This is a genomic window from Kocuria sp. BT304 (genome assembly GCF_003290245.1).
In the GTDB taxonomy this organism is placed as follows: domain Bacteria; phylum Actinomycetota; class Actinomycetes; order Actinomycetales; family Micrococcaceae; genus Kocuria; species Kocuria rhizophila_A.
Genome location: NZ_CP030039.1, coordinates 712,327 through 738,369 on the forward strand (window position 1 = coordinate 712,327; position 26,043 = coordinate 738,369).

A 26,043-nucleotide genomic window follows, 5' to 3' on the forward strand; every position below is an offset into this window, starting at 1 on the left:
CCCCGCGTCGTGTCGTATTCACTCGTACTCCTGAGTTCTCCCCGGCGTCGCGGCCCCCTAACACGTGCTTTCAGGGATAAGCCCTACCCTGCCCGCGACCGTTCCCACAAATCGAACGCCATGGCCAGTTCCACCAGATCGGTGGGTGGAAGCTCCTGGAATCGCTTGGCGATCGCCTCGGACTGGCGGTTCTGATTCCATACGGAATCCTCCAGCACAAGACGCACCTGCGGGGAATGCGAGAAGTCCACCCTGGTGTTGTTGCGCGCCTGTTGCTGCAGGTCCTTGTTCTCGGCGGCCTCGCGGACCAGTAGTTCCACCGCGCTCACCTTGTGCTCGTCGCTGGCGTCCAGGCCTCCGAGGAATCTGTTGACCTTCTCCACCAGCTCGGCCTTGGCCGCCCGCTCGCGTTCCTGCTGGCGGGCCATCCCGGCCTCGGTCATGCCCTGCAGCCCTCGGGCCTCGCCGTCCTCCAGTTGCAGGTCCTCGTCCCGCTGCTTCTCCAGTCGGTAGTGGGTGAGGACGACGTCGTCCGCGGTCACCGTCTCGCGCTCGCCGCCGTCCAGCTGCTCGCGCAGCAGTCGCGCCAACAGGTCCGCGAACACCGAGAGCTTGAGGTAGTACGTGTCCCCGAAGTTGAGGATCTGGGAGAAGAACGCATAGGACTTCGTGTACTGGTCCAGCAGGGAACGGAACTCGTCGAGCTCGTCGCGCGCTGCGGCGTCGTCGTCGTACACGGCGCGGGACCAGCGGTTGGTGAACCGCTCGACCGCCGGCGCCAGCGCCGAGGTCAGCGTGCCGCGCTTGCCGTTCCTGTCCGACCACGCCGCCCACACCCGGTCGACCTCCGCGGGTGTGTAGATGTTGGCGGCATCCAGCTTGGTCATCTGCTTGGCCACGAGGTCCGGGTCCGAATCGGTTTCGATGCGCGCGTCCTCGTAGTAGTCCTGGAACGCCGCCAGGATCTGGGCGGGGTCGTTGACGAAGTCCAGCACGTACGTGTTCTTCTTGCCGTCCGCGCGCCGGTTGAGCCGCGACAACGTCTGCACCGCGGCGATCCCGGAGAGCTGCTTGTCCACGTACATGGCCGTGAGTAGCGGCTGGTCGAAGCCCGTCTGGTACTTGTTCGCCACGATCAGGATGTTCTGGTCCTCCTGGCTAAACACCCCGGCCAGGTCCCTCCCGCGCAGTTCCGGGTTCATGGACGCCTCGGTCACCTCCGGCACAACCGAGTTACCGATCGCGGTAACATCCGGATCCGGCAGCGAGCCCGAGAACGCCACGAGGGTTTGCAGCGGCAGTTTCTCGCGTTCGATGTGCTTCTGGAACGCCCGCTGGTACTTCACCGCGGACGCACGCGACCCCGTCACCACCATGGCCTTCGCGCGCCCGCCCAGCTCCTCCTTCACGGTGTGCTGATAGTGCTTGAGGATCACGTCCACCTTGGAATCCACGTTCGTGGGGTGCAGCTCCACGAACCCGATGTACGCGCGCGTCCCCTTGCGCACGTCCACCTCGTCCTCGGTCGACGCCGCCGCAGTCCCCGTCCTGCCCTCGGGCACCGTCTCGGGGTCCGCACCCTTGAGGGCGATCCGGGCGGCCATCTCGTACGTGGTGTAGTTCTTGAGCACATCCAGGATGAACCCCTCCTGGATGGCCTGCTTCATGGAGTACAGGTCGAACGCCTGTCGCTTACCGTCCGGACCCGGGGTGCCGAACAGATCCAGGGTCTTGGCCTTGGGGGTTGCGGTGAACGCGAAGTAGCTGATCCGACGACCGTCGTCCGCCTGTGCGGCCATCTGGACCAGGGCGTCCTGGTCCGCGCCCGGCTCCAGCTCGGTCTCTTCGCCCGCCTGCGCCGCGGTCGGGTCGTTGCGGTACAGCAGGTCCTTGACCGACGACGCCGCCGCGCCGGTCTGCGACGAATGCGCCTCGTCCGCGATCACCGCGAAGCGCTTGCCCTCGAATGTCCCGCCCTTTTCCCGGATCTTGGCGAGGGCGTACGGGAAGGTCTGCAGGGTCACGCCGATGATCTGCGTGCCCGCCCGCAACGCCTCCAGCAGGCGCTCGGTCTTGGAGCCCTCGGAACCGGAGGTGACGGGTTCGAAGGTTCCCGTGGTCACGACCAGCTGATCCACCGCGTCCTGGAGCTGGCGGTCCAGCACCTGCCGGTCCGCAATGACGAACACGGTGTCGAAGACCTTCTCGCCCTCCGGAGTGTGCAGGGAGGCCATGCGGTGGGCGGTCCACGCGATCGAGTCCGTCTTGCCCGAGCCCGCCGAGTGCTGGATCAGGTACTTCTGCCCCGGGCCCTCTGTCCTGGCGGCCTCGGTCAGCTTGGTGACCGCACGCCACTGGTGGAAGCGCGGGAAGCGGATCTGGCTGGACTCCGTGATCCGCCCGGTCCGGGGATCGGTCTTCTTCTCGTGGTTCACGTACACGAACTTGGTGAGAATGGTGATCCACGTGTCCTTGTGCAGGATCCGCTCCCAGAAGTAGGACGTGGCCACGCCATCCTTCGACGGTGGGTTGCCCGCTCCGTTGTCGTGCCCCTGGTTGAAGGGCAGGAACGAGGTGTCCGCGCCCCTGAGCTGGGTGGTCATGTAGACATCGTTCTCGGTGAGCGCGAAGTGCACGAGCGAACCCCGATGCGGGGTCAGCAACGGCTCCCCGGCCGGTGTGCGGTCCGTCTTGTACTGCTCGATGGCCGCCTGCAGCGACTGCGTGAAGTTCGTCTTGATCTCGACGGTCGCCACGGGCAGCCCGTTGAGGAACAGCACCAGGTCGATGCGGTCGCTCTTCCGCGTGGAGTAGCCGACCTCCTGCACCACCCGCACCCGGTTCTTCGCGTAGCGCTCCGTGATCCGAGGATTGCGGTCGTCCGCCGGGGGAGCCGTGAGCATGCTGAACCGCTGCGCCCCGGGGACCGAGAAGCCGCGACGAAGCGTATTGAGGGTGCCACCGCCGGCCTTTTCCGACTGCTCCAGCTGAGATGCCAGGCGATCCAGAATCCGGCGCTCGCCCTTGGCCCGCGCGGCGTCATCCCCGTGCTCGGGAACGATCCGCGCGTACTGCTCCGGCTGGGTGTCTTGCAGCCACCCGAGAACGTCCTCGGGGAACAGCGCCCGCTCTTTGTCGTAACCGCCGGAGTTGGGGGAGTGGTACCACCCGTGCCCCTCCAGGTACTCCGCGATCTCTCTCTGGAATGGTTTTTCCTGATGCGGTGCGCTCATGCGTACTCCCTGTGCAGACCCTGCGCGACGTCGTCCTCGAGCTGCTCCGCTGCGGGCTTGTTCTTAGCGGTGACGTCGATCTGTCCGGTCACCGCCGCGGTGATGAGGGCGGCGCGCCGCTCGCGGGCAAGGGAGATTGCCGCCGAAATGTCTTTTTCTAATAGAGCGTGCTGCTCGCTGGCCCGACTTAATATTCTCAGCTTGGCGTTCTGGGTCTCGGGGAGCGGGACGGGAATTGCGAAATTTTCCAGTTGGCCAGGACTCATGTGTGGAACGCTGACTCCCGTGAAACTAGGCGTGAGATGGGCTTCGAAGCGCGTTCCTTGCAAAGCTGCATACAGCCACCGACGGAGCACCATCCCAGAAGTTAACCGAATTCGGGCAACCCGTTGCACTAACAGGGAACCTTCGGACTCCTCATCGATCTCAGCAAGCCGTAGCCCTGACCCCACAATCGGACGATCAAGGCCGAGAACGAAATCACCAGTCCGTAGCAAGTATTCATAATAATTTCTTGATTCAGTCTCTGGAAGAGCGACGCAATTACCCCAATTGATTTCGCCAGGGGTGACATTGATGCCGCGAAGTAGCCTTACCGCACCCTCTGAGTATTCTTTATAATCGCCACTCCTAAAAGAGAATCCTGGAAGCACATCCGTAATAAACTTGATCCGAACTAGGGGATATCCTTCGTTCCATACCTCACTCTCGACCTCAGCAAGGTGACGTTCATTAGCTAACCGATGAAAGTTCTCTGAACTAGCGACAAAAGCATCGATTTCGGCGGTCTCGTGGTCGAGGTAGTCCGCTATCTTACGCTGCCGTTCCTGGTTTAAGTAAGGAACTGGGGTGTTTGCCAACTTGTCCGCCGTCAGGTGGCGGATCGTCGCTTGGTTGGTGATTGCGTCAAAGAAACCTGATGCGCGACGTGACTCTATTGTATATTTTAGATAGCGCCCGTCTGCGAAAATTTTGGGCCTAACTCGGTTGATGGAGTTCTGGAAGTATATTCCCGCCATATCTTCGGAAATCCACGCACTCCGGCCGATTGATCCACCTTCAACGACTACAACATCGTCTTTTTGGAGTTGAAGTATCTCCTGCTCCCGGCGGCTAAAAGGCATCTGCTGGAGCGAGCTCAAGTCAAGGCCGTTCTCCGTGAGGGTGGATGCCTTTAGGTAGGGAAAGACTTCCTGATCCGCACGCGCTGGAGTGGATTGGAGCATCTTTCCGAGCGAGATGACGGACATATATTTCAGCGGCACATTTTTCACCGCTTCACCTCCTCCAGTCGCGCGCGGATGCGGCCCAGGACCTCGTCGAGGTCGCGGTCGATGTCTTCCAGTGGTCTCGGCGGAACGTACTCGTAGAAGTGGCGGGTGAAGGGGATCTCCGTGCCCTCCTTGGTCTTGGACTCGTCGATCCAGGCGTCAGGGACGAAGGGTTTGACCTCGCGCTCCAGGTACTCGTGGATGTCCTGGCCCCAGGGGACGTTCTCGGTGTCCCGCAGCGTGGGGTCCGGTTCCGGGTCTTTCACACGGTTTGTTTGCAGCTCCCCGTTCTCGTCCCGCTCACTGAGCTCGGCCACGATGGCCTTGAGTGCCGCGGGCTTCACCACGACACCGGCTTCGGCCAGGACCTCGAGAAGTTCCGACGTGAATGCGCTCTTATTGGTGCTGACCTCTCCGGCTGCGCGCTGGAACCGGGTGTCAAGGGCGGAACGGAGTGCGGCGGCGTCGTCGTCGGGGAGCTTGGCGACCGGCTTGGAGGCCATGACGCGCTCGATGCGCTCGGCGGTGAACGCAAAGTTCAGGCGCAGGGGGCGCTCCACCGTGATGGTGCGGTAGAAGAAGTCCTCGGTGCGGAAGATCTTGGAGTGCTTGGACTCGGTGAACACGGCGTAGAGGTCGGTGATTTCCTTGATGTTCTCCTTCGAGAGTTCCTTGCGCTTGGAGCCCACGGATTTGCGCATCTTCACGAACATGCCGGTGGCGTCGATCAACTGGACCTTGGCGCGGCGTTCGGGGGCCTTGTCCTTGGACAGGATCCAGACGTAGGTGGAGATACCGGTGTTGTAGAACATGTCCGTGGGCAGACCGATGATCGCTTCGAGGTAGTCGTTGTCCAGCACCCACTTGCGGATGTTGGACTCCCCGGAGCCGGCACCGCCCGTGAACAAGGGGGAGCCGTTGAGCACGATGGCCGCGCGGCCGGCCGACTGGTTCTCCTCCGTGGCGCTGGGTTCGCGCATCTTGGAGATCAGGTGCATCAGGAAAAGGAGCGAGCCGTCCGAGACACGGGGCAGGCCGGGGCCGAAGCGGCCGGCGAAACCTGCGATCTGATGTTCGGTCTCCACGGCCTTGCGGTGCTGCTTCCAATCCACGCCGAAGGGCGGGTTGGACAGGCAGTAGTGGAACGTGCGGTTCTCGAATGCCGGGTTGGTCAGTGTGTTGCCCAGGACGATGTTGTCGATGGGCTGGCCCTTGACCACCATGTCGGCCTTGCAGATCGCGTAGGAAGCGGGGTTGATCTCCTGGCCCAGCAGGTTGACCCAGGCCTCGCTGTTGAACTGCTTGATCTTGTTCTCGGCGGCGGAGAGCATGCCGCCGGTGCCGGCGGTGGGGTCGTAGACGTCGCGGCCGATGCCGGGGGTGGTGAGCTCCTCGTCGTCGTGGAGCAGCAGCGTGACCATGAGGTCGATGACCTCGCGCGGGGTGAAGTGCTCACCCGCGGTCTCGTTGGACGCCTCCGCGAACTTGCGGATCAGTTCTTCGAAGATGTGGCCCATCTGCTCGTTGGACACCGCATCCGGGTGCAGGTTGGCCTTGGTGAAGTGCTGCAGGACCTGCAGGAGCAGATCGTGCTGGGCGAGGCCGGAGATGGTCTGCTCGAACTCGTACTTCTGGAAGATCTCGCGCACGTTCTCCGAGAAGGCGTTGACGTAGTCTCGCAGGTTCTCCTCGAGGTTGTCGGGGTCACCCTGCAAGGTCTTGAGGGTGTGGCGGGAGCGGTTGAAGAAGTTGTACGTGTGCTCGTTGCCGGCCTGCTTGGTGCGGTTGCGGATCATCGCCAGGGGTGGCTCAGTGTCCACGTAGGTGGGGCCGATGGCCTCGAGGACGTCCTCTTTGGTGGGGGCCAGCACGGCGTCCAGGCGGAACAGGACCGTGAACGGCAGGATCACATCCCCGTACTGGTGCTGCTTATAGGTGCCGCGCAGGATGTCTGCGGCACCCCAGATGAAGGAGGCGTGGTTGAACACGGCGGGTGGCTGCCTTACTCGGTGGGGCGGGGGTCTACCGTGCAGTCTACGAGGGGGGCAATGAGAAGCTGTTCTCTTCGCGGCTTTTTGTGAGCTGAAGGTTCTCGGATCTGGTGCCGGCCAACCAGCGGAACCAAATGGGTCTGTTGCACGAACTGGTGACAGTGTGACCTGCCCCTGTTGGAGACCCTCTGTGGGCTCGCGGGTTTGTACCCTGCCGTGAAGCACCCGGACAGGTAGTACGGCCGCCCGCCGTTGGGCGCCGCGGAGGCCGCGGGCGGCGTCGTCGATGGCCCGCGCGAACGGACGCGCCGATGGACAGCGGGTGGGAACATCTGTGGTGCAGAACGATCAGAAAACAGGGAAGAACCGTGCGGATCGCGGCATGGACGTAGTGGAGTGCGTTTGCCGCGGCGCCAGAGGGTGAGGAGGGGCAAGCCGCCCTCCCCGAGGGTTCACCCTCCCGTCATTCCCGCGTCGCCCGGCACACCCCGCAACCTTTTGATGAGTAACTCAAAACATGACATAGTGAAGCTATGACCTCGACAACACTGACCGATCAGCCCGGGGGACGGGAGAACGGCGGCGGCGCCGTCGTGCCCGTGCCGTGGACCGATCGGATCCGGGCGGCCGGACTGAGGGTCACCAAGCCCCGACTGGCGGTGCTGGACGCGCTCGAGCGGCACCAGCACGCCACCGCGGACGAGGTGCTCGCGGACGCGCGCACGGCATTGCCGGAGATCACGGTGCAGTCCATCTACGTGGTGCTGCACTCGCTCACGGACGCCGGACTGTTGCGCCAGCTGGACCTGGCGAACTCCCCGGCACGGTACGAAACCCGGGTCGACGATAACCACCACCATGCCGTGTGCACGGTGTGTGGACGCATCGAGGACGTGGCCTGTGCCGTGGGGCATGCACCGTGCCTGACCCCCAGCGAGACCCACGGGATGAGCATCCACGTGGCCGATGTCGTCTACCAAGGCGTGTGTTCCGACTGCTCGGCCCAGCGGGCCGGTGCGACCGCGCTGCCCGTCTAGACCCCTGAGCTCCGGGAACCCATCCGGGCTACCGGTTCACCCACCCATCCCAACCCCATCAAGGAGTACGCGATGACGGAACCCACCCCGCACGCCACCGGGTCCACGACCCAGGCCGGCATCCCCGCTGTCAGCGACCGCAACTCGCTGACCACGGGCCGCGACGGAGCCATCGTGCTGCACGACCACCACCTGGTGGAGACCCTGCAGCACTTCAACCGGATGAACGTTCCCGAGCGTCGTCCCCACGCCAAGGGCGCGGGCGCGTTCGGCACCCTGGAGATCACCGAGGACGTCTCGCAGTGGACCAAGGCGGACTTCCTGCAGCCGGGCAAGAAGACCGAGATGCTGGCCCGCTTCTCCACCGTGGCCGGCGAGCTGGGCTCCCCGGACACCTGGCGTGACGTCCGTGGCTTCGCCCTGAAGTTCTACACCGAAGAAGGCAACTTCGACATGGTCGGGAACAACACCCCGATCTTCTTCGTGCGCGACCCCATGAAGTTCCCGCACTTCATCCGCTCGCAGAAGCGCCTGCCGGACTCCGGGCTGCGTGACGGCACCATGCAGTGGGACTTCTGGACCAACAACCCCGAGTCCGCCCACCAGGTCACCTACCTGATGGGTGAGCGCGGCCTGCCCAAGACTTGGCGCCACATGAACGGCTACGGCTCGCACACCTACATGCTGGTCAATGCCGAGGGCGAGAAGTTCTGGGTCAAGTGGCACTTCGAGTCGCGGCAGGGCGTGGAGAGCCTCAGCAACGAAGAGGCCGAGCGCCTGGCTGGAGCCGATGGCGACGTCCACCGTCGCGACTTGTTCGAGGCGATCGAGCGGGGCGAGTACCCGAAGTGGGACCTGTACTTCCAGATCATGCCGTACGAGGAGGCCAAGACCTACCGGTTCAACCCCTTCGACCTGACCAAGACCTGGTCCAAGAAGGACTACCCGCGGCACAAGGTGGGCACCATGACCCTGAACCGCAACCCGGAGAATTTCTTCGCCCAGATCGAGCAGGCGGCCTTCTCCCCGGCGAACATGGTCCCGGGCACCGGCAACTCCCCGGACAAGATGCTACTGGGGCGCACTTTCGCCTACGCGGACGCCCAGCTCTACCGCGTCGGCACCAACTTCCAGCAGCTGCCGGTGAACCGCCCGATCAACGAAGTGCACACCTACAACTTCGAGGGCAGCATGACGTATCACCACAGCGGTGCCCGGCGGGTGTACGCCCCGAACTCCTTCGGTGACTCCTGGTCGGACGAGACCGGTCCCGTGGACAACGGCTGGGAGGACGACGGCGCTCTGGTCCGCGAGGCCTACACCTTGCGTCAGGACGACGACGACTTCGGTCAGCCGGGCACCCTGATCCGCGAGGTCTTCAACGACGCGCAGCGCGCGCGGTTCGTGCAGACCGTGGCCGGCGCCCTCGATGGTGTCGAGGAGCCGGTGCTCTCGAACGCCTTCCACTACTGGAAGAACGTGGACGAGAACATCGGTCAGCGTATCGAGGAGGCCGTCAAGTCCAACGCCGCCAACCCCGAGGTTCCGGGCATGGGCGTGGACGAGGACCCCACGAGCAACTCCGAGATCAGCGAGTAACGCTCCGGGGGTGAACGGACCCCGGGTGAGTTCGGTGGGCCCGGGCGCGGTGGGATGATCACCGTGCGGGGCTCCCGGCCGCCGATGGCCGCCCACCCCTGACGTTCACACGCGTGCGAACACCCGGTCAGTGATCCTGGCCGGGTGTTCGCGCGTTCCGGGTCTCGGGCATCTGCCAGAGGGCGCGCGGACAACTGAGCGCTCCAGGGGGAGGGACCCGACCGCTCACCTCGAGCACGGGCCCGTTCGGCAAGGACGGGCCGGGGAGCCGCGCGGCGCGGCGTCGTCCGGCGCGTAATGTCCGCGCTTCGACATCGGCGTCACAGAGCAATCGTTTGCGAATGCACGCCCGCGGGTCAGAATGAGGGCGGGGCTGCTGTCCGCGGCCCCGTGTCCTTCACTTATCGCCCCCACGAGGAAGTGTCATGTCCGAGCAGAATTACCCCCGCTACGACCACAACGATCCCCGGGAGCCGGTGGCCGGTCCCCGAGCGGACGGTGGTCACCCCTACGCCGCCGGTAGCACCCCCCGCTACGATGCGTACCCCGCCCCGCACGACGGCGCTGCGCAGCCCCCGCACGCGCCGCACCGCCCCGATAACGAGCCGGGCTTCCTGGCCGCGTTGTTCGACCTGGATTTCAAGCACTTCATCACCATCAAGTTCGCGAAGTTCATCTACGTCCTGTCGATCGCGCTCAGCGCACTGGGCGGATTGATCATGGTGATCTCTGGATTGGTCGCACTCACGGAGAGCGCCGCGGGTCTGCTGTTCGTGGTCTTCGGGCTCGTGAGCGTCCTGATCAACATCGTGCTGATGCGCGTGTTCCTGGAGTTCGTGATCTCCATGATCCGCACTGCCCAGAACACGACCGCGCTCGTGGAGAGGCGCTGACCCGCGGCTGAACCCGCGGTGTGGTGCGTCTGGGCCGGCGTCCCGAGTGGGGGCGCCGGCCCGGGCGTGCACTACTTCAGCTCCGTGACCGGTGCGAACTCGTAACCGAGCTCCTTGATCCCGTGCACCGTCTGCTTGAGGTAGTTCAGATCCAGATACGGGTGGAAGAAGAAGCTTGCGGTGGATTCGCGCGCCGTGAGGTTCGCCTTCGCCCGGGAGATCAGGAACTTGGGATCGCGGATCGCGTGGTTGTTCTGCTCGCCCTCGGTGATGTTGCCCAGGTTCTCGGGATACACGGCGCCGCCGTAGATGTCGTGCACGGTGTACGGGAACTGCTGGCTGTAGGACTTGCCGGCCTCGGAGGGCTGCCCCGTGAGGATGCTCGCGTAGTAGCCGCCCTGTTCGTAGCGCGCGTTGTACTCCTGGGCCATGGCCACGCACGAGTTCACGGAACCGCCGTAGTGCGGTGTCTCGAAGATCGTGGGCTCACCCAGACCGGCGTCCTCCATCACGGAGCGTCCCGCGTCCAGGCGGTCCCCCCACTCGTCCACGTCGTCCTGGGCCGCGCGGCCCACGGGCGTGATGTAGGAGTCGTTGGTGCGCTCCTCGAACGCGTAGGGCGCGGTGTCGGTGGAGGTGCACCCGAACCGGTGGAACTCGTAGTCCTCACCGGAACGCCCGCTGTACGGGTTGTCCATGGTGCCCATCTGGTGCGTGGTGCCGTGCTGGATGAGCGTGCCACCCTTGCCCTGCATGTACGTCAGGGCGTCCACGACCTCGGGCCGGTCGGTGAGGCTGAGCCCGTACCAGTCGGAGCCGTCCTTGTTCTGCCCGATCTGGATGGGGATCACGGCCACCTGGAACGGGACGTTCTCGGACGCGAGGTAATCAGCCACGCGGCGCAGGTCTTTCGGGTCGGACTCCGGGCCCACGTCCTCCAGGCGCACCGCGGCCTGCTTCACCGCGGGGGCGTCTGAACCCACCAGGTCGTAGAAGAGGTCCGAGTAGATCAGGTACACGTCGTTGGAGTCGATGTAGTCCAGTGGCACCTCCGCGAGGCCGTTGAGGTTGCCGGAGCGCACCGCCCACGGCACCTCCGTGGGTCCGGTGCCGGAAGACGTGCAGGGTACGGCCTTCTTCCCCTGGGTGCATCGCGAGGTGGCCAGGAAGAAGATCATGTAGGCCAGGAACAGCGCCATGGCGATCATCAGCAGGACGCGACTGCCGCCCTGCAGGAACATCTGGAGCGCCTCCCCGACATTCGCCGTTCCGGACGTCATGTGGACATGCATCATGAATTCCCCCGAATTCACCCCGCGGGCACCGCGTCCATCCCCCCGGATGCGCACTGACCTGATCACACCACGCCACATGGCGCGCCTTCAGGTTCTCAGACGGCAATTACCATGGCAAACAGTGCAAAGAACTTGACCTCATGCTCTCGTGGGCCGGACGGGGGGTGAAACACTGCGAGCTGACTAAAGCCGCGGGAATTCCCGGAGGTTTATACGCACAAGCGTAATAAACGGGGGCAAGAAGTTAAGGGCAGGTTCACCGAGAATTAGACTGCGGCGCAGCTCGGGACGCTCGTGGTCGTCGTCCGCGGCGCGGTGCGAGCGGCCGTGGGGCCGCCCCGCGGCCGCGTATCCTGAACGCGTGTTGAGCTTTTCGCGGTCCCTGCCACTCCCCCCGCTCGCCGACCTCCTCGACTCCGCCCACGTGGTCTCCCTCCCCATGCGCGTCACCTTCCGCGGCGTCACCGAGCGGGAGACCGTCGTCTTCCGCGGCCCCGCCGGGTGGGGCGAGTTCGGCCCGTTCCCCGAGTACGGGGACGCCGAGGCCGCCGCGTGGCTGCGCGCCGGCATCGAGGCCGCCTGGCAGGGCGTCCCGGAGCCCGTCCGTGACCGGGTGCCCGTCAACGCCACCGTCCCAGCGGTCCCGGCCGAGCGCGTCGTGGACGTCCTCGGCGGCTACGCCGGGCAGGTCCACGCCGTGAAGATCAAGGTGGCCGAGCGCGGCCAGAGTCTCGCGGACGACGTCGCCCGCGTCGCCGCCGTCCGGCACCTCCTCCCGGACGCCGAGCTGCGGGTGGACGCCAACGCGGGCTGGGACGAGGACGACGCCGTGACCGCCCTCAGCGCGCTCAGCGAGTTCCGCATCGCCTACGCGGAGCAGCCCGTGGCGAGCGTCAAGGGTCTGGCGAGCGTGCGGCGTCGGCTGCGGGAACAGGGCGTGGGCACGCTGATCGCGGCGGACGAGTCCGTGCGCAAGGCCGAGGACCCGCTTGCGGTGGCGCGCGCGGGTGCCGCGGACCTGATCGTCGTGAAGGTCGCGCCGCTCGGGGGAGTGCGCCGCGCGCTGGACGTCGTGGCGCAGGCGGGGCTTCCCGCCGTCGTCAGCTCGGCGATCGACTCCTCCGTGGGGATCCGCGCGGGCGTCGCCCTGGCTGCCGCGCTGCCCGAGCTGCCGTACGCGTGCGGGCTCGGCACCCTCTCTCTCATGACCGCGGATGTGACCGCCGAGCCCCTGCGCCCCGTGGACGGGTTCCTGCCCGTGCGGGACGTCGCCGTGGATGAGGCCCTGCTCGCCGAGCACGCCGTCACCGGCGAGCGCCGGGACTGGTGGCTGGACCGGCTGCGCCGCACCCACGCGCTGCTCGCCGCGCAGTAGACCAGGGGGAGGGCGACGCCGCCCGCGGCCTGCCGCGCGGCCGTCGCCGCTGCGGTGCACGACGCCGGGCGACGGCCCAGCGTGTCCCGCAGGTGCAGCGCTGCGCGGGACCGGGGTGGGCGGGGCCAGTGGCTGAGGGGCGGGGAGGTCCGGTGGCGCCGGGCGCGGTGCCGCGCGGCGGCGTCGGCGGACTGCGCCCGCCGGGTTAACCTCCAGTTCGCCCGGCAGTCGCACGACGATCACTCGCCAGTGGTGAGGTGGCTCACGGAAACACTCGCTGACATGCACGGACGCATGTCTCACCCAGGGAGCCACTCCATGACCCAAGCACCCGAACGCCGCCGTCTCCTGCCCATGCTGGGCCACGTGAACGGCAAGCGCAGCCCGCTCACGTGCGAGCTCAAGTGCGGCAGCCAGTGCATGACCCCGGACGCCAACACCTCGTCCAACGAGTACGTGCACGACGTCATCTCCGCCGCGATGAGCCGCCGCGCCGCACTCGGGCTCGGTGCCGCCGGGGCGGTGACGGTGGGGCTGGTGGCCGCGACCGCCCAGCCCGCTCAGGCCACGTACGGCTACTGGGGTCAGGGCAGGGCGCGCCTGGACTTCACCCCCATCAAGCCGGTGAACATGACGGTGGACGACCTCACCGTCCCCAAGGGCTACGACTGGTCGCCGATCATCCGCTGGGGCGATCCCCTGTTCTACGACTCCCCGGAGTTCGACCCCGAGAACCAGAGCCCGGAGTCCCAGTCCAAGCAGTTCGGCTTCAACTCGGACTATCTGGACATCATCCCGGACCCCAACGGACTCACGGGTGTGCTGGTGAACAACCACGAGTACACCAACGAGAACACCATGTTCCCCACGGGCTACGAGAAGACGAACCTCACCAACATGGTCAGGACCGCCAGCCAGGCGCACGGCATGTCGGTCGTGGAGATCACCCGCGCCAAGGTGGGGGAGCCCTGGACCTACGTGCGCGGCGGCGCCCGCAACCGGCGCATCACCCTGACCACGCCGTTCGTCGTGGACGGCCCCGCGGCCGGCTCGGACCTGCTCACAACCCAGGACGACCCCACCGGCAGGCGCGTGCTGGGCACCCAGAACAACTGCTCGGGAGGCGTGACCCCGTGGGGCACCGTGCTCTCCGGCGAGGAGAACGTCCACCAGTACTTCATCACCTCCGGCACCGCCGAGGAGAAGCGCTACGGCTTCCCCACCACCATGCCCTCGCGCCGCTGGCCCGAGGTGGAGAAGCGCTTCGACGCCCGCATCCCCGGGTACAAGAACGAGCCCAACCGCTTCGGCTGGGTGGTGGAGATCGATCCCCAGAACCCCAACTCCGCCCCGCTCAAGCACACCGCGATGGGCCGCTTCAAGCACGAGGGCGCCAACGTGCGCGTGGGCGACGACGGCACCGTGGTGGCGTACTCCGGTGACGACGAGAAGTTCGAGTACATCTACAAGTTCGTCTCCGCCAAGAAGTACAAGCAGGGCGACAAGAAGCACAACATGACCCTGCTGTCCGAGGGCGACCTCTACGTGGCCCGGCTCAAGGGCAACTCTCCCAAGAGGCAGATCACCGGGGACGGCACCCTGCCCAGGGACGGCGAGTTCGACGGCTCCGGCGAGTGGCTGCCCCTGGTCAAGGGCGGCAGGTCCATGATTAAGGGCATGTCCGTGGAGCAGGTGCTCGTCTACACCCGCCTGGCCGCGGACAAGGCCGGTGCCACCAAGATGGACCGACCGGAGGACGTGGAGCCCAACCCGCATACCGGCAAGGTGTACGCCGCGCTGACCAACAACTCGGACCGCGGCACGGCGGGCAAGGCCGGCGTGGACGAGGCCAACCCGAGGACCGGCAACCGGGACGGCTACGTCCTGGAGCTCACCGAGCGCCACAACCTCCCGCAGGCCACCCGCTTCGACTGGAACCTGCTGCTGGTGTGCGGTGACCCCACCAAGGACTCCGGCACGTACTTCGGCGGCTTCCCCAAGGAGAAGGTCTCCCCGATCTCCTGCCCGGACAACGTCGCTTTCGACAACTCCGGCAACCTGTGGATCTCCACGGATGGCGCGCCGTCCAAGATCGGCTACAACGACGGCCTGTTCAAGGTGACCCTCAACGGCTCCGAGCGTGGCCGCGTGCAGCAGTTCCTCTCGGTCCCGCAGGACGCGGAGACGTGCGGCCCGGTGGTCCACGACACCGAGGGCATGGTCTACATCGCCGTGCAGCACCCGGGTGAGGACGGCTCCTTCGAGCAGCCCCGCTCGTACTTCCCGGACTACGCGCTGCCCACGCGCCTGGAGCCGGGCGAGTTCTCCATGCCGCGCCCGTCCGTGATCCAGGTGTTCCGCAAGAACCGGAACAACAAGCCCCAGTTCCCGGGCGGCGTGAGCGACCAGCCGGGCAAGGGCGCGAACCAGGACAAACGCCGCAAGAACGGCAAGACCGGCCCCAAGTACCGCGGCTACGACGACAAGCCCACCCAGGAGCTGCAGCAGCGCGCCGAGCAGGCCCCCAGGAGCTACGAGAGCTGAGACCCCCCGGCCCGGGCAGGCGGGCGGGATCGCGGGCAGCCGCGGCCCCGCCCGCTTTTCCGGCTCATCCGAATCCAGGGTGTAGTCGGGGTCTGAACCCGCCGGTCTCGAGCAGGGATCTGGCGATGTAGTTGGTCAGGTTGCGGAACCCCAGCGCCGAGCCGCGCAGGTGCTCGAGCCTGCCGTTGATCGCCTCGGTGGGCCCGTTGGAGGTGCTGGGCCGGTCGAAGTAGGCCAGGACGTCGGCGGCGCGCTTCTTCAGCGTCCTGCCGAGCTTGGTGATCTCGACCAGGGCCTTGGGGACGCCGGTGCTGATCGAGTCGATGAGCCGGGCCATCAGCTCGCGGCCGTGGCGCCGGTTCTCGTGGCGGTAGGCGGCGATCATGCGCTGGTAGACGCTCCAGGTGACCTCGACCTCGACGTGGGCGTCGTCGGCGAACAGGGTGTCCAGTCGGTCCTTCTGCTTGTCGTTGAGCAGGTCGGCGCCGGTGGACAGGGTCCGGCGGGCGGCATAGAGCGGGTCGCCCTTGCGGCCGCGGTGCCCACAGATGGCCTGCTGAACTCGCCGTCGGCACTCATCGAGCGCCTCGCCAGCGAGGCGCGTGACGTGGAAGGGATCTAGCACGGTCACCACGTCGGGCAGTTCCTCGACGGCGGCGGTCTTGAACCCGGTGAAGCCGTCCATCGCGACCACCTCCACGCCGTCGCGCCACTCCTGCGGGCGGTCGGCCAGCCAGGTCTTGAACGCCTGCTTGGAGCGTCCTTCGACCATGTCCAGCAGCCGTGCCGGGCCGGTGCCATCTCGCACTGGGGTGAGGTCGATGATCACGGTGACGTACCTGTCGCCGCGACGGGTGTGCCTCCACACGTGCTCATCGACCCCGACGACCTTCACCCCCTCGAAGCGGTGCTCCTCGTCGATCAGCACCCGCTTGCCCTCGGCCATAACGGCGTCGTTGGCGGTGTCCCAGGCCACCCCGAGCCCCTCGGCGACCCGAGCCACGGTCAGGTGCTGGACCACGATCCCTTCCAGCGCCCACCGCAGAGCGCGCCGAGACAACTTGGCCCGGGGCTCGGCCGCGGCGGTGGTGTCCTGGCGCCACACATACCCGCAGCCGCTGCAGCGGTAACGGCGCACGACGACCTCCAGCGTCGTGGGCCGCCAGCCCAGTGGTTCGTGGGCAAGCCGTCGGACCACGGTGTCACGTGGTCTCCCTTCGCAGCCGCAGCGCCGGCACCACTGGTCGGGCTCGACCACCTGACAGGCCAATACGGCACGATCCGGCTCGAGTCGCTGCCCGGTGACAACGAGGCCGAGTTCGTCGAGGCGGCAGAAGGCAGTCAGGTCGGGGCTGGCGAACGCATCAGCGCGCCCGCCGACGGTAGCGTCGTGCACGTCGAGGTCTTTCGGGCTGAGTGTGTAGGAGCTCTCATCCTCGGGAGACCTCGACCTCTATCCGGCCACCGACGCGCCGGCCCGCCGCGCGACGTGCGCTACACCCTCATCTGGGAAGAGCCGGTGAAATCCGTTTGGCTTTGGCGTTCGGCGACCAGGGAAGGATCGAGAATTCAGCCTGGTCGAAGGCACCCTGGGAGTTCAGCGGTGCGGCCTCCCAGTGGGACTCGAAATCGGCATCAATGTACTGGTAGTTGGCGTCTACGAGACCGGAGTACGGCCAGCTGATCCATTCTGAGGGGATGGCGCGCCCGCGGTCGTACAGTTTGGTGGTCAGGAGCCAATCGCGCTCACTGACCAGTTCTCGCAGGAACTGCAGTTCTATGCGTACGCGGTGGCACTCGGCGTCGGGGTAGTACTGGATGGTCAACGGCATGGAATTCCTAGGGGGAGGGGGAATCAGGTGTTCAAGAGCGAGAGAGTCTCGTCCTTTGATAGCGGGTTGTGCTTCGACTCCCCGTCCACGTACGGGCGCACGTGGATGGAGTCACGCAATCGGGGGTGGGCTTCCACGGCTCGGTCGAGTTCCGCCAGCTGGATGTCCCGATCATGCGCAGACATCAAGTTGACCCAGTACTCGATGCTGGGAAGCTCAGGTTGCGTGGCGAGAAAGCTCAGAACATTGGTGCGGGGGGCATGTTCTTGGCGCAGGACGCTGGGAAGCAGACCGTCGAGACGCTGGTTGCGCAGGGCATTCACGGCCGGGGGAAACCGGCTCTTCCCAGATGAGGGTGTAGCGCACGTCGCGCGGCGGGCCGGCGCGTCGGTGGCCGGATAGAGGTCGAGGTCTCCCGAGGATGAGAGCTCCTACACACTCAGCCCGAAAGACCTCGACGTGCACGACGCTACCGTCGGCGGGCGCGCTGATGCGTTCGCCAGCCCCGACCTGACTGCCTTCTGCCGCCTCGACGAACTCGGCCTCGTTGTCACCGGGCAGCGACTCGAGCCGGATCGTGCCGTATTGGCCTGTCAGGTGGTCGAGCCCGACCAGTGGTGCCGGCGCTGCGGCTGCGAAGGGAGACCACGTGACACCGTGGTCCGACGGCTTGCCCACGAACCACTGGGCTGGCGGCCCACGACGCTGGAGGTCGTCGTGCGCCGTTACCGCTGCAGCGGCTGCGGGTATGTGTGGCGCCAGGACACCACCGCCGCGGCCGAGCCCCGGGCCAAGTTGTCTCGGCGCGCTCTGCGGTGGGCGCTGGAAGGGATCGTGGTCCAGCACCTGACCGTGGCTCGGGTCGCCGAGGGGCTCGGGGTGGCCTGGGACACCGCCAACGACGCCGTTATGGCCGAGGGCAAGCGGGTGCTGATCGACGAGGAGCACCGCTTCGAGGGGGTGAAGGTCGTCGGGGTCGATGAGCACGTGTGGAGGCACACCCGTCGCGGCGACAGGTACGTCACCGTGATCATCGACCTCACCCCAGTGCGAGATGGCACCGGCCCGGCACGGCTGCTGGACATGGTCGAAGGACGCTCCAAGCAGGCGTTCAAGACCTGGCTGGCCGACCGCCCGCAGGAGTGGCGCGACGGCGTGGAGGTGGTCGCGATGGACGGCTTCACCGGGTTCAAGACCGCCGCCGTCGAGGAACTGCCCGACGTGGTGACCGTGCTAGATCCCTTCCACGTCACGCGCCTCGCTGGCGAGGCGCTCGATGAGTGCCGACGGCGAGTTCAGCAGGCCATCTGTGGGCACCGCGGCCGCAAGGGCGACCCGCTCTATGCCGCCCGCCGGACCCTGTCCACCGGCGCCGACCTGCTCAACGACAAGCAGAAGGACCGACTGGACACCCTGTTCGCCGACGACGCCCACGTCGAGGTCGAGGTCACCTGGAGCGTCTACCAGCGCATGATCGCCGCCTACCGCCACGAGAACCGGCGCCACGGCCGCGAGCTGATGGCCCGGCTCATCGACTCGATCAGCACCGGCGTCCCCAAGGCCCTGGTCGAGATCACCAAGCTCGGCAGGACGCTGAAGAAGCGCGCCGCCGACGTCCTGGCCTACTTCGACCGGCCCAGCACCTCCAACGGGCCCACCGAGGCGATCAACGGCAGGCTCGAGCACCTGCGCGGCTCGGCGCTGGGGTTCCGCAACCTGACCAACTACATCGCCAGATCCCTGCTCGAGACCGGCGGGTTCAGACCCCGACTACACCCTGGATTCGGATGAGCCGCTTTTCCGTGCCCTGACGACGACGTCGCCCGTGCCACCCGCGCGCGAGGTCCGGCGGCGTCGTCGGGCCCCAACCCTGGCTTGACCTGGGGAAACGCCCGGTATGTGACGTGTTTGTGACGGAAAGTATGGGCCCGGGTGGCCCGGTCGGTACGTTGGAGCGACTCGCCTCCCTCTCACCCAAGGAGCAGCCATGACCACCTCGACAGACACCGGGACAGTGCCCCCCAAGAGCGCGTCCGGCCGTGTGCGCGGACCCCGCAAGGGCACGGACCTGGGCCAGTGGAAGGTCAGCGGCCGCACCCCCCTGAACCACAACGAGGAGTTCAAGGCGGAGGAGAACTCGCTGGACGTGCGGCAGCGGATCATCGACACGTACTCGAAGACGGGCTACGCCTCGATTCCCGCGGACGACGTCCACGGCCGCTTCCGCTGGCTGGGCCTCTACACGCAGCGCAAGCAGGGTGTGGCCGGCGCGAACACCTCCAAGCTGGACGCCGAGTCCCTCTCGGACGAGTACTTCATGCAGCGCATCCGCCTGGACGGCGGGCAGCTGAGCACCGAGCAGGCCCGCGTGGTGGGCGAGGTCTCTCGGGACTTCGCGCGCGGCACGGCGGACGTCTCGGACCGGCAGAACATTCAGCTGCACTGGCTGCGCATCGAGGACGTCCCCGAGATGTGGGAGCGGCTGGACTCCGTGGGCCTGACCACCCTGGAGGCCTGCGGGGACACCCCGCGCGTGCTCCTCGGCAGCCCCGTGGCCGGGGTGGAGAAGAACGCGATCATCGACCCGAGCGAGGACCTCGCCGCCCTGCGCGAGGAGTTCGTGGGCAACCCCGAGTACGTGAACCTGCCGCGCAAGTTCAAGACCGCGATCACCGGCAGCCCCACGCTGGATGTGGTGCACGAGATCAACGACGTCAGCTTCGTGGGTGTGAACCACCCCGAGCTCGGCCCCGGCTACGACCTGTGGGTGGGCGGGGCGCTGTCCGTGGCGCCGCGGCTCGGTGAGCGCCTGGGCGCGTTCGTCTCCCGAGAGAACGTGGTGCCCGTGTGGGCTGGGGTGTGCGGAATCTTCCGCGACTACGGCTACCGCAAGCAGCGCACCAAGGCCCGCCTCAAGTTCCTGCTGGCCGAGTGGGGCACGGAGAAGTTCCGGCAGGTGCTGCAGGACGAGTACCTGGGCTTCGAGCTGCCGGACGGCCCCGCCCCCGAGCGCGCGGTGGGCCACTCGGACCACGTGGGCGTGCACGAGCAGGTGGACGGCAACCGGTACGTGGGCTTCGCTCTCACCGCGGGCCGGCTCTCCGGGGACGCGCTCGTGGCCCTGGCCGACGCCGCCGAGGCCGCCGGTTCCCAGCGCATCCGCCTGACCCCGCACCAGAAGGTGCTGGTGCTGGACGTGCCCGAGGACAACGTGGACGGGTTGATCGAGGCCGTGCGGCCCCTGGGGCTGCACGCGAAGCCCAGCCCGTTCCGCCGCTCGACCATTGCCTGCACGGGCATCGAGTTCTGCAAGCTCGCGTTCGTGGAGACCAAGGGCCTGGCGGCCCGGGTGATCGACGACATGGAGGACCGCCTGGCGGACGTGGAGATCCCCACGCCCATCTCCCTGCACATCAACGGCTGCCCCAACTCGTGCGCCCGCATCCAGACCGCGGACATCGGGCTCAAGGGCCAGTACATCGGGGAGGAGTACGTGTTCCAGGTCCACCTGGGCGGCGGGCTGGCCTCCACCGACCGCGAGGAGGGCGGCCTGGGGCGCACCGTGCGCGGGCTCAAGGTCACCGCGGACGACCTCTCCGACTACGTGGAGCGCGTGACCCGCACCTTCCTGCGGGAGCGCGGCCCGGAACAGTCTTTCGCCGAGTGGGCGCTGAGCGCCGAGGAGGATTCCCTGCGATGACAGCCACCGACATCCAGCTCACCACGCACCCGCTCGCCGCGGGGCAGGGCGGGGACCCGGCGGCGTCGTCCGCTGCGGCCCTGGACGCCCGCGGCACAACGACGCCGCCCGCGGGCTCCGCGACACCGGCCACCTCCCAGGGGGTGTCGCCGGGGCGCACCCGCTCCACCGAGGAGCTCAAGGCCCTCGTGGAGGAGGCACGTGAGCGCTTCGGCGCGCGGGACGCGGACCCGGACGAGGTGCTCGCGTGGGCCGCGGAGACCTTCGGGCTCCGCCTGGCGGTGGCGTGCTCCATGGCCTCGGACACCGTGGTGCCCGCGCTGGTCAGCACCCACCTGAAGAACGTGGACGTGCTGTTCCTGGAGACCGGCTACCACTTCCCGGAGACCCTGCAGACCCGTGACGACTTCGCCCGGGACTGGCCCGTGAACGTGCGCACCCTGCTGCCCGAGCTCACCGTCCCCGAGCAGGACGCGAAGTACGGCGCCCAGCTCCACGACCGCGACCCGGGGCTGTGCTGCGGGATGCGCAAGGTCGCGCCGCTGGACAAGGCCCTGGCCGGGTACGAGGCGTGGGTGACCGGGCTGCGTCGTGAGGAGACGCCGCACCGCGCGAACGCCGCGCCCGTGGAGTGGGACGAGCACCACCAGATGGTCAAGATCAACGCCATCGTGGACTGGACCTTCGACCACGTGGTCGCGTACGCCGAGGAGAACTTGGTGGTGGTCAACCCGCTGCTGAGCCAGGGCTACCCGTCCATCGGGTGCGCCCCGTGCACGCGCAAGGTCGCCCCCGGAGAAGACCCCCGCGCCGGACGCTGGTCCGGTGTGGGCAAGACAGAATGCGGGATCCACCTGTGAGCACCACGACTGCCCCCACAGAGACGGCGCTGAGCCAGCTGCAGCGGCTCGAGGCCGAGTCCATCCACATCTTCCGCGAGACCGCGGCGGAGGGCGAACGCCCCGTGCTGCTGTTCTCCGGCGGCAAGGACTCGGTGGTCATGCTGCACCTGGCCGCCAAGGCCTTCTGGCCAGCACCCATCCCGTTCCCCGTGCTGCACGTGGACACCGGGCACAACTTCCCGGAGGTCCTGGAGTTCCGGGACCGCACCGTCGAGCGGCTGCACATCCGCCTGGAGGTTGCGTCCGTGCAGGACTACCTCGACGACGGCCGCCTCACCGAGCGCCCGGACGGCACCCGCAACCAGCTGCAGACCGTGCCCCTGCTGGACGCCATCACGGAGGGCCGCCACGACGTGGTCTACGGCGGCGCCCGGCGGGACGAGGAGAAGGCCCGCGCCAAGGAGCGGATCATCAGCCTGCGGGACGAGTTCGGCCAGTGGGACCCCCGCAACCAGCGCCCCGAACTGTGGAGCCTCTACAACACGCGCCACCGCCCCGGGGAGCACGTGCGGGTGTTCCCGCTGTCCAACTGGACCGAGCTGGACATCTGGTCCTACATCACCGAGCAGGGCATCGAGCTGCCCTCCCTCTACTACGCCCATGAGCGGGACGTGGTGAGCCGGGACGGCATGTGGCTGGCCGTGGGCGAGCACGTGAGCCCGCGCGAGGGCGAGACCGTGCAGCCCCGCACCGTGCGCTACCGGACGGTGGGGGACATGAGCTGCACGGGCGCCGTTGAGTCCCCGGCCGCCACCGCGCAGGACGTGCTGGCCGAGGTCAGGACCAGCACGCTCACCGAGCGCGGGGCCACCCGCGCGGACGACCGCGTGTCCGAGGCCGCCATGGAGGACCGCAAGCGAGAGGGCTACTTCTAGAGATGAGCACCGAGAACCAAGCGAGCCTGCTGCGCATCGCCACGGCCGGCAGCGTGGACGACGGCAAGTCCACCCTGGTGGGGCGGCTGCTGCACGACACCAAGAACATCCTGGTGGACCAGCTGGAGGCCATCGAGCGGGTCAGCGAGTCCCGCGGTCTGAGCTCCGCGGACCTGGCCCTGCTGACCGACGGGCTGCGGGCGGAGCGCGAGCAGGGGATCACCATCGACGTGGCCTACCGCTACTTCGCGACCCCCGTGCGCAGCTTCATCCTGGCCGACTGCCCCGGGCACGTGCAGTACACCCGCAACACCGTGACCGGTGCGTCCACGGCGGACGCCCTGATCGTGCTGGTGGACGTGACCCACGGGATCGTGGAGCAGACCCGCCGCCACCTGGCCGTGGCCGCGCTGCTGGGCGTGCCGCACCTGATCGTGGCGGTCAACAAGATCGACCTGGTCCCGGACGCCCAGGACGCCTTCGAGGCACTGGAGCGGGACCTGCACGCGCTCGCGGACGAGCTGGGCGTGCTGAACCTGCAGAGCATCCCGGTCTCCGCGCTGCGCGGGGACAACGTGGTGGAGCCCTCCGGGGCCACCCCCTGGTACTCGGGGCCCTCCCTGCTGGGCTGGCTGGAGAACCTCCCGGACGCCGCCCAGCTCACGAGCGCCGAACCCTTCGCGCTGCCCGTGCAGACCGTGATCCGCCCGCAGTCCGCAGCGGTGTCCCCGGAGTTCACGGACTACCGCGGCTACGCGGGACAGATCGCCTCCGGCTCCGTGGCCGTGGGCGATTCCGTGGCGGTCCAGCCCGCGGGGCGCACCACCACGGTCACCCGCATCGACGTGGCCGGCGCCCCCGCCGAGCACGCCGTGGCGGGGCAGTCCGTCACGCTGAGCCTCGCGGACCAGATCGACATCAGCCGCGGTGACCTGCTCGCGGAACCGGCCGCGGCGCCGCGGGGCTCCAAGACCGTGGACGCCGTGGTGTGCTGGCTGGACGACGAGAACCCCCTGCGCGAGGGCCAGCGCGTGCTGCTCAAGCACACCACGCGCGTGGTCCGCGGCATCGTCGGCTCGCTGGACGGGCGGCTCAACCTGGAGAGCCTCGCCGCAGAGTCCGTGGGCGCGTTCGAGCTCAACGACATCGGGCGGGTGAGCATCCGCGTGGCCGAGCCCCTGTTCACCACCGCGTACACCCAGTCCCACTCGCTCGGATCGTTCCTGCTGATCGACCCGCAGTCCGGGCGCACCCAGGCCGCGGGCATGGTCCAGGACGACAGCGTCCACACCCCGGGCGTGCTCGGCAGCCTCCGCGCGGACGCGGGGGAGTGGGCCATCTGACCCCCGCCTGACGACGCAGCCCGGTCCCGTCCCGCGGTGCCGCCGGGTGGGTGCCGGGCCCGGCGCTGTCGGTCGCTCGGGCGGCGTCGGTGCGGCTGAGTACCCTCGGGAGGGTGATCACCCCCAGCATCCTCACGGCCACCACGGTTCTGCGCGCGCTCGCGGAGCGCGGGATGCGGCACCTGGTGGTGTCCCCGGGCTCCCGTTCCGCGCCGTTGGCCTACGCCGCGGCGGCTGCCCACGCGAGCGGTGCGTTGAGTGTGCACGTGCGGATCGACGAGCGGGACGCCGCGTTCACCGCCCTCGGGATCGCGCGCTCCACGGGTCACCCGTGTGGCGTGCTCACCACGAGCGGCACCGCCGTGGGGGAGTTGCTGCCCGCCGTGCTGGAGGCCGCCCACGCGGGGGTGCCCGTGGTGGTGCTCAGCGCCGACCGCCCGCCCGAGCTGCGCGGCACCGGCGCCAACCAGACCACGCGCCAGCCCGGAATGTTCAGCACGTTCGTGCGCGCGGAGGTGGACGTGCTGCCCCCGGGCGGCTCCGGGACCGAGGCCGAGCAGCGCGCCGAGATCGACGCCGCCCTGCTCGCCCCGCTCGCCGCGCTCGCTGGGAGCCGGGACGCCGCGCCGGGCCCGGTGCAGCTCAACATCGCGCTGCGGGACCCCCTCTACCCGGTCTCGGACGAGGACCACGAGCACCTGAAGGACTGGGCCCGGGAGCTGGCCGCAGAGTTGCGCCGAACCCGGTCAGACGGCCCCTCCGAACTCACGGCCCACCCGTGGTCGGTGCTGCCCGAACCGTTCCTCCCCGCCGACCTGTCGACCGACAGCGCCCCGATGGGTGGCGCACCGGCCCGCGACTCGGCCGCAGCGGTCTCCGCGTCGAGCGCGGCACCCGCCTCCGTGACCCCGATGGGGGCCAGGGCCGGGGTGCCCCCGGAGGAATCGCGGCGGGATTCCTCCGCGCCGCGCGAGAGCAGCACGTACGAGGGAGCCGCCCCTGAGCGCCCCCACGACCAGGCGTCCCACCGCAGCGGATCGGGACCGGCGGGTCCGACGTCCGCACCGTCGCACCCGGTGGTCTTCGCGGGCGACGGTGCCGGGCGGGCCGCCGCGCGCTTCGCCCGGGAACACGGCATCCCCCTGCTTGCTGAACCCTCCTCGAACGCCCGCGAGGGGGAGGCGATCGCCTCCTACGAGAGCCTCCTGGACACCACCCTGGGGCGGCAGATCGACACCGTGGTCCTCGTGGGACGGCCCACCCTGAGCCGCGCGGTCTCCGCCCTGTTCAAGCGTTCCGACGTGCAGGTGGTGGCGGTGCGCCCGGACCCCGCACCGTGGTTCGAGCCGGGGCGCCGCCCCGAGACCGAGGTGCGCGGTTTCGCGGAGGCCGCAAGCGCCGTCGGGACCGTGGCCGAGGGCTGGCTCGGTGCGTGGCGCGAGGCCGGGGACGCCGCCGACGCCGCCGTGCTGCACCACGCGGACACCCAGGAGCAGCTGACCCGGCTGCACGTGGCCCGCGCGGTGTGGGACGCGAGCTGCCGGGACGGCGCCGTGCTGGTGGTGGGTTCCTCCACGGTGGTGCGGGACGTGGACCTCGTGGCGCGGGCGCAGACACCCGTGCCCGTGATCGCGAACCGCGGCCTGGCCGGGATCGACGGCACGGTGGCCACCGCCCACGGCGTGGGGCTGGGCACCGGGCGCCCGGTGCGCGCCGTGATGGGCGACCTCACCTTCCTGCACGACGCCGGGGGGCTGCTCGTGGGCCCGGGGGAGCAGGTCCCGGACGTGCACCTGGTGGTGGTCAACGACTCCGGAGGGGGCATCTTCCAGACCCTCGAGCACGGTGGGCTGGGCCTGGACGAGCGCTACACGGCAGCCGTGGAGCGGTTCTTCGGCACTCCGCACCGGGCGGGGGTCGCGCAGCTGTGCGCGGCGTACGGGGTTGAGCACGTGCGCGTGGACACGGTCGAGGACCTTACCGCGGTGCTCGCGGAGCCCGTGGTGGGGCGGCGGGTGGTCGAGGTGCCCATGGCGCGTGACACCCTGCGGGACCTCAACGCCGGGGCGCGGCAGGCGGGAGCGCGGGCCGCGCAGGAGCACCTCACGCGCGGCTGAGCCGAGCACCGACCGAGCCGAACCCGGGAGACCGCC

The 26,043-nt window shown here is 68.1% G+C and carries 18 protein-coding genes; 11 read left to right on the top strand and 7 right to left on the bottom strand.

Features of this window, described 5'->3' with window-relative positions; all coding sequences use genetic code 11:
• Positions 1 to 83: 83 nt before the first annotated feature.
• Genes DNL27_RS03245 through DNL27_RS03255 form a run of 3 tightly spaced genes read right to left on the bottom strand, consistent with a single transcriptional unit; the run spans position 84 to position 6,492 of the window.
• Positions 84 to 3,233 (bottom strand): type I restriction endonuclease subunit R, encoded by a 3,150-nt coding sequence (locus DNL27_RS03245; RefSeq protein WP_112234693.1) that lies wholly within the window; start codon positions 3,231 to 3,233, stop codon positions 84 to 86.
• Positions 3,230 to 4,507 carry a restriction endonuclease subunit S gene (locus DNL27_RS03250; RefSeq protein WP_162627091.1) on the bottom strand — a complete coding sequence of 426 codons (1,278 nt, stop codon included), beginning with the start codon at positions 4,505 to 4,507 and terminating at the stop codon, positions 3,230 to 3,232. The genes DNL27_RS03245 and DNL27_RS03250 overlap by 4 nt, the downstream gene beginning before the upstream one ends.
• Positions 4,504 to 6,492, bottom strand: coding sequence for a class I SAM-dependent DNA methyltransferase (locus DNL27_RS03255; protein WP_112234695.1), 1,989 nt, complete (start codon positions 6,490 to 6,492; stop codon positions 4,504 to 4,506). Before DNL27_RS03255 ends, DNL27_RS03250 begins: the two co-directional genes overlap by 4 nt.
• Positions 6,493 to 7,028: 536 nt before the next feature.
• Between DNL27_RS03255 and DNL27_RS03260 the strand changes: the two genes are divergently transcribed.
• The 3 genes from DNL27_RS03260 to DNL27_RS03270 all read left to right on the top strand — a co-directional run bounded on the left by DNL27_RS03260 (position 7,029) and on the right by DNL27_RS03270 (position 10,024).
• Positions 7,029 to 7,532, top strand: a complete 504-nt coding sequence (locus DNL27_RS03260; RefSeq protein WP_239494434.1) for a Fur family transcriptional regulator — start codon at positions 7,029 to 7,031, stop codon at positions 7,530 to 7,532.
• A 72-nt stretch (positions 7,533 to 7,604) separates the two neighbouring features.
• The gene (locus DNL27_RS03265) at positions 7,605 to 9,131 is read left to right on the top strand and encodes a catalase (protein WP_112234696.1); all 1,527 of its coding nucleotides are present in this window, start codon (positions 7,605 to 7,607) and stop codon (positions 9,129 to 9,131) included.
• Between the two features lie 425 nt (positions 9,132 to 9,556).
• Entirely contained in the window at positions 9,557 to 10,024 is a 468-nt protein-coding gene (locus DNL27_RS03270) for a DUF4282 domain-containing protein (RefSeq protein ID WP_112234697.1), read from the top strand.
• 71 nt (positions 10,025 to 10,095) lie between these two features.
• Here the strand turns inward: DNL27_RS03270 and DNL27_RS03275 are convergent, their stop codons facing one another.
• Positions 10,096 to 11,304 carry a DUF2334 domain-containing protein gene (locus DNL27_RS03275; RefSeq protein WP_162627092.1) on the bottom strand — a complete coding sequence of 403 codons (1,209 nt, stop codon included), beginning with the start codon at positions 11,302 to 11,304 and terminating at the stop codon, positions 10,096 to 10,098.
• A 454-nt stretch (positions 11,305 to 11,758) separates the two neighbouring features.
• On the opposite strand from DNL27_RS03275, the gene DNL27_RS03280 reads away from it, so the two are divergent.
• Both DNL27_RS03280 and DNL27_RS03285 read left to right on the top strand, forming a co-directional pair.
• On the top strand, positions 11,759 to 12,694 hold the full coding sequence (locus DNL27_RS03280) for an o-succinylbenzoate synthase (protein ID WP_239494475.1): 936 nt from the start codon (positions 11,759 to 11,761) through the stop codon (positions 12,692 to 12,694).
• 318 nt (positions 12,695 to 13,012) lie between these two features.
• A complete protein-coding gene (locus tag DNL27_RS03285) occupies positions 13,013 to 15,238 on the top strand; it encodes a PhoX family phosphatase (protein WP_112234699.1) in 2,226 nt (741 codons plus the stop codon).
• A 64-nt stretch (positions 15,239 to 15,302) separates the two neighbouring features.
• On the opposite strand, the gene DNL27_RS03290 is transcribed toward DNL27_RS03285, so the two are convergent.
• The 3 genes from DNL27_RS03290 to DNL27_RS03300 all read right to left on the bottom strand — a co-directional run bounded on the left by DNL27_RS03290 (position 15,303) and on the right by DNL27_RS03300 (position 17,393).
• Positions 15,303 to 16,634, bottom strand: coding sequence for an ISL3-like element ISPfr3 family transposase (locus tag DNL27_RS03290; RefSeq protein WP_087137594.1), 1,332 nt, complete (start codon positions 16,632 to 16,634; stop codon positions 15,303 to 15,305).
• 106 nt (positions 16,635 to 16,740) lie between these two features.
• Entirely contained in the window at positions 16,741 to 17,070 is a 330-nt protein-coding gene (locus DNL27_RS03295; protein ID WP_112234700.1) for a hypothetical protein, read from the bottom strand.
• A 23-nt stretch (positions 17,071 to 17,093) separates the two neighbouring features.
• Entirely contained in the window at positions 17,094 to 17,393 is a 300-nt protein-coding gene (locus tag DNL27_RS03300) for a hypothetical protein (protein ID WP_112234701.1), read from the bottom strand.
• A 136-nt stretch (positions 17,394 to 17,529) separates the two neighbouring features.
• Here DNL27_RS03300 and DNL27_RS03305 point away from each other — a divergent pair, with 136 nt between their 5' ends.
• From DNL27_RS03305 to menD, 6 genes are all read left to right on the top strand, one after another.
• The gene (locus tag DNL27_RS03305) at positions 17,530 to 18,861 is read left to right on the top strand and encodes an ISL3-like element ISPfr3 family transposase (RefSeq protein ID WP_087137594.1); all 1,332 of its coding nucleotides are present in this window, start codon (positions 17,530 to 17,532) and stop codon (positions 18,859 to 18,861) included.
• 196 nt (positions 18,862 to 19,057) lie between these two features.
• Entirely contained in the window at positions 19,058 to 20,770 is a 1,713-nt protein-coding gene (locus DNL27_RS03310; RefSeq protein WP_112234702.1) for a nitrite/sulfite reductase, read from the top strand.
• Positions 20,767 to 21,630, top strand: a complete 864-nt coding sequence (locus DNL27_RS03315) for a phosphoadenylyl-sulfate reductase (protein WP_112234703.1) — start codon at positions 20,767 to 20,769, stop codon at positions 21,628 to 21,630. The genes DNL27_RS03310 and DNL27_RS03315 overlap by 4 nt, the downstream gene beginning before the upstream one ends.
• A complete protein-coding gene (cysD, locus tag DNL27_RS03320) occupies positions 21,612 to 22,547 on the top strand; it encodes a sulfate adenylyltransferase subunit CysD (protein ID WP_112234704.1) in 936 nt (311 codons plus the stop codon). Before DNL27_RS03315 ends, cysD begins: the two co-directional genes overlap by 19 nt.
• A gap of 2 nt (positions 22,548 to 22,549) precedes the next feature.
• Positions 22,550 to 23,890: a sulfate adenylyltransferase subunit 1 gene (locus DNL27_RS03325; RefSeq protein WP_112234705.1), complete on the top strand. Its 1,341-nt coding sequence runs from the start codon at positions 22,550 to 22,552 to the stop codon at positions 23,888 to 23,890.
• 113 nt (positions 23,891 to 24,003) lie between these two features.
• On the top strand, positions 24,004 to 26,007 hold the full coding sequence (gene menD, locus DNL27_RS03330; RefSeq protein WP_112234706.1) for a 2-succinyl-5-enolpyruvyl-6-hydroxy-3-cyclohexene-1-carboxylate synthase: 2,004 nt from the start codon (positions 24,004 to 24,006) through the stop codon (positions 26,005 to 26,007).
• The last annotated feature ends 36 nt before the right edge of the window (positions 26,008 to 26,043 follow it).